This window comes from Wolbachia endosymbiont of Drosophila bocki (assembly GCF_028982005.1).
In the GTDB taxonomy this organism is placed as follows: domain Bacteria; phylum Pseudomonadota; class Alphaproteobacteria; order Rickettsiales; family Anaplasmataceae; genus Wolbachia; species Wolbachia pipientis.
Genome location: NZ_JAPQLG010000152.1, coordinates 1 through 2,902 on the forward strand (window position 1 = coordinate 1; position 2,902 = coordinate 2,902).

The following is a 2,902-nucleotide window of genomic DNA, read 5'->3' on the forward strand; positions in this document are numbered from 1 at the left end:
TCAATAAGTTGCTTATAATCCTAATTATAGTTAGCCTTTCATAAGTAGCGATGCAACAAAGCCATTCCAGCGTCACGCGCTGCCATGTGGTATACAAATTTCCTTCGAATTACAACGTACGTGCGCTCTATATGCACTTGATTGACAAATGCTCTCTTATCAAAATCTCAAGAATCTGCACTATATTTAATGCTGCGCCTTTGCGCAGGTTGTCAGCCACTATCCACATATTTAATCCGTGCTCAACAGTATTGTCTCTTCTAATACGCGATACATATACAGCATTCTCCTGTACAACATCAATTTGAGTTATGTATTCACTATCTTCACGCCTGTTGTACACTAAAACTCCACTATCTTCGGCTTCACTTAGCACTTCACGAGCTTGTTCTTCAGTGATATGTTGACCAAATTCCACATTTACTGCCATAGCGTGACCGATAAAGACGGGTACCCTTACACAAGTTGCAGTAACTTTTATATCTTCCTCTAAAATTTTTTTTGTCTCCTCTTGCATTTTCCATTCCTCTTCTGTAGAACCATTTTCCATGAATTCTCCTACATGGGGAATGCAATTGAATGCTATTTGCTTAGAGAATATCTTGGGTTTTTTAGCTTCGTTCATAAAGATTTTTTTTGTCTGGTCATAGAGCTCATCCATTGCTGCTTTGCCTGCACCAGAAGTTGATTGATAAGTTGAAGCAACGATTCTCTTTATTTTTGCTTTTTGGTGTAATAGATGTAGTACTAGCAGCATCTGTATTGTAGTACAGTTTGGATTGGATATTATGTTGTGGTTTTTATATTCCATAATTTTTTCTTTATTAATCTCTGGAATAATGAGTGGCACACCCTCTTTCATTCTAAAATGGGAACTGTTATCTATCACGATGCATCCAGCCTGTGTTGCAATTGGTACATACTCTTCAGAAACATGAGATCCAGCACAGAAAATGGCTACATTAGTTCCAACGAAGTCATAATCCTCAAGGCATAAAACTGTTAACTCTTTGTCACCAAAGCTCACCTTCTTCCCTTCTGATTTTTTCGATGCAAGTGCAATAACGCAATCTATCGCCTCATCTTGAAATTCAGCAAGCGTGCTTAATACCTCACGCCCTACTCTTCCGGTTGCTCCAATAACAGCAATTTTGTATCCCATATAGATGAACCTCTAATTTCAAAGTTCTATTATATTTTTACTGACAAAATTTACAATTGTTTTAATATTTTTACCTTGCAATTAATTGTAATTTAGCTATTATTATGCAATATTAGTAATATTACATAATGAAATGAAAGATGAGTAAGGAATACGATGAAACTAAGGTTAAACCTGCAATTTCTACGCCTCAAGGACCTGAAGGAACCAATGGATCAAAGGCCCAAAGTGTTCTTTCGAATAAAAGAAAGCCTACAATAAATTTTGATGATAAAAAGTATGGTGTAAAAACCCCTAAAATAGACCAACAGTCCCCAAATAAAGCTTCAAAGCTAAGAGATTTCTTAAGGTCAACACCAATAATAGGGAGATTTTTAGCAAGGATTTTCACACCTGAAAAAGTAGAAGTCGTCAGTAACCCTATAATGGAAGCATATGAAAAATCGCAAGCAGGTCACTCCAGTAAGATAAAAGATGAAACTAGTATAGATGATGAACACACAAAAGAAGTAGATAGTAAACTTGAGAAGGGTAATGTTGAACAAGTGGACAACAAGAAAAGTCGTAGTTCATAAATATCAATCATTTAAAAATTATCTCTAGTTATAACATTGTATCTGTTCAGATGCATGGCTCATGTACAAATATTGAAACAAAAATTCCAGTGCTCCCTTTCTTGTCATGCCAGTGCGTGACACTTGTATCTTTATGATGTGAGGCATTAGAGCTAAAATACCTCAAAGGGAGGGTGAAGCTGATGCGACACTAATGCCATTAAGCCAGATTTTGCTTCCCTCCCATAGAGTTAAAGACTGAACAGTATCTTTTGGAATTATATCCCGTATTACAAGGTTAGTCTAAACTCTCAGTTTATTTATAGTCTTGGAGGCAATTTTATTGCAAGTAAATGCTATTTTGGGTGTGGATATTTCAAAAAAGAAATTTGATGTTTGTTAGTGGACAGTAAAAAACGACACAAAGTCTTTCAAAATAATCAAGATGGTTTTGCAAAACTTGTAGTTTGGTGCAATGGCCATGGAGCAAATCTTACTCATTTATGTCTTGAAGCAACTAGTTGGTATGGAGAAGATTTGGCTACTTTTATGCACGATTTAGGACATAATGTCAGTATAGTAAACCCAGCCCAAATCAAAGCTTTTGGCAAAAGTGAGCTGCTCAGAAATAAGACAGATAAATCAGATGCAGCTATGATAGCTAGATTTTGTATCGCCAACAAACCTGCTCTTTGGAAGCCCATTGCACCTGAAATGAGGCATTTGAGGGAGCTTTACCGTTGCATGCAATTGCCAAAAGATGATAAGGTGCAACAGACAAATCGCTTGGAAAACAAAAATATGCATTCCAGTTGCAAAGAAGCTATATCTAAAGTAATTTTGGCAATAGAGGAGCAAATTATTGTTCTCGAAAAAGAAATTAATGAGCATATAAATAACTATCCACATCTAAAAAATATGGTGGAAAACCTTAAGACTATAAAAGGTATAGGATATCTTACTGCTGTTGCTGTTGTCGCAGAAATGCCATCAGTTGATAACTTTGACAATGCTAAACAATTTACAGCTTTTGCTGCCAGGACATTATCAATCGGGATCGTCAGTAAGTAAGAGAAGTTGCATATGCAAAATAGGATCTGAGCGTATTCGAAAAGCTCCTTAGAACCTGTTAAGGATCTCGAAAATATGAGGTAAAATAAGCATAGTTAAGAAAGAGGTATATCTA

Annotated in this window: 2 protein-coding genes and 1 pseudogene; 2 read left to right on the top strand and 1 reads right to left on the bottom strand. The window is 36.0% G+C overall.

All coding sequences use genetic code 11. The features are described 5' to 3' along the window. Positions 1-127 precede the first annotated feature (127 nt). Positions 128-1,162 (bottom strand): aspartate-semialdehyde dehydrogenase, encoded by a 1,035-nt coding sequence (locus OZD61_RS03340; protein WP_274979843.1) that lies wholly within the window; start codon positions 1,160-1,162, stop codon positions 128-130. Between the two features lie 140 nt (positions 1,163-1,302). On the opposite strand from OZD61_RS03340, the gene OZD61_RS03345 reads away from it, so the two are divergent. Next, the gene (locus OZD61_RS03345; protein WP_274979844.1) at positions 1,303-1,737 is read left to right on the top strand and encodes a hypothetical protein; all 435 of its coding nucleotides are present in this window, start codon (positions 1,303-1,305) and stop codon (positions 1,735-1,737) included. 322 nt (positions 1,738-2,059) lie between these two features. Then, positions 2,060-2,833, top strand: a pseudogene (locus OZD61_RS03350) (IS110 family RNA-guided transposase); the annotation flags it as partial. Positions 2,834-2,902 lie beyond the last annotated feature (69 nt).

What these genes read in the sequence shown, in the direction of transcription:
- OZD61_RS03340 (WP_274979843.1), bottom strand. Translation starts at nt 1,162, where the DNA reads ATGGGATACAAAATTGCTGTTATTGGAGCAACCGGAAGAGTAGGGCGT.
- OZD61_RS03345 (WP_274979844.1), top strand. Translation starts at nt 1,303, where the DNA reads ATGAGTAAGGAATACGATGAAACTAAGGTTAAACCTGCAATTTCTACG.